The organism is Bartonella sp. MU37NMGALS, from assembly GCF_042194015.1.
GTDB classification, from domain to species: domain Bacteria; phylum Pseudomonadota; class Alphaproteobacteria; order Rhizobiales; family Rhizobiaceae; genus Bartonella; species Bartonella grahamii.
Genome location: NZ_JBHIML010000081.1, coordinates 1 through 1,318 on the forward strand (window position 1 = coordinate 1; position 1,318 = coordinate 1,318).

General features: G+C 40.9%; 2 protein-coding genes. Both read right to left on the reverse strand.

All coding sequences use genetic code 11. The features are described from left to right. The coding region (locus ACFIJP_RS09115) for a hypothetical protein (protein WP_375627095.1) at positions 1-356 on the reverse strand (356 nt) is incomplete at its 3' end. Positions 357-379: 23 nt separating this feature from the next. Continuing rightward, a partial coding sequence (locus ACFIJP_RS09120) for a DUF4043 family protein (protein WP_375627096.1) occupies positions 380-1,318 on the reverse strand: 939 nt, incomplete at its 5' end.

A 1,318-nucleotide genomic window follows, 5' to 3' on the forward strand; every position in this document is an offset into this window, starting at 1 on the left:
ACCACAACACACTCTCCAGCCGCGGTTGTTTTATCCCGTGTTGCATAAAGCGTAAGCTCTTGATCTTCTGGAACAAACTCTTTTTGGTTGGTTGATGTAAAATCTTGAGTGCTTTGGGCTTTGATATCCTTTTCACTAAACTCATTACCACCATAGGTGCTACCTATCTTTAATTTCGCATCCGAAAACGCTGTCTTCACAAACGCTTTAATCGAAAGGATCATCGCACCACGCGGTAAAGTCCCGATTTTGCGTGTCAAATGCTTATCTTTATACGAGATGTTCAAGCGAAAAAAACTCACTTGTTGCGTAACCAAGTTTCTCCCTTGTAGGGGTTGTGGTAATCCTTCTGCCATGTTTTATTTCCTTTCTTTGAAAATTAAGAAGGCTTTTCGCCTGTGCAAGTTGAAACAACAACGGTTCCGAAATCTTGCGCATTTTGTCCTCTTCCAGGCATTTGGAAACGTGTTTTCTTCATGCCTATGATTGTCTTAGCTGCAACACCATATACTCGTTGATAATCATCAAGCTCTTCAACCAACTTATAGCGCGTGTCTTGATTTTCTGCTCCAAAGGCAAGCATCACACTTTGTGCACCCAGTAATACAGCACGGCGGACATTTTCTTCAACACTACCATCGGATTTAACACCATGGGTTACATGTTCGGATTCTCGTAGAATCACACCATTATACATGCCTAAAGAGCCATCAAAAATCGGGTTCTTCGCGCGCGAACCTGAATAAACTGCCTTTTGTATATCAAGCCACTGACCAGTATCTGTATTGGTACGCAATTGCATAACTTGTATGGGATGAAGATACATCACGTAGACATTGGAACCACCAACCCGTACTGGTCTGATTTTGGGGTTAGCCAACTTTGCAACTTTAACAGCCTCATCTATGAGCTTCAAACTAAAGCTATGTTTGGCTAACTCTTTAACATCTTCATCCTTAGTTTTACCATCTGGTCGCACAATGCGCTTACTGCTTGGTGTCAATGGTGCATTAAAACCATAATACAATTCATCAAGTTCAACTTCACGTCCTTCAAACTTTATTGTAGGCGCTGTATATCCACAAACTTGAAGAAAAAACATCAAACTCAAACGGTCTGCAAACCAATCAACCAATGCCTTATGTGCTTCGTCGCGTAAACTAAACAAAATACGTTGTTGATCAATCGTACCTTTATTTTTTGTTGAAACAGCGTTATTAAGTTCATTGATATATAATTTATCATGGAGAAATTGGAGGGCTTCTTCATTGCCTTTAAGCGTTTCACCCTCGCTTACACCACGCCCCATAATCTGTGC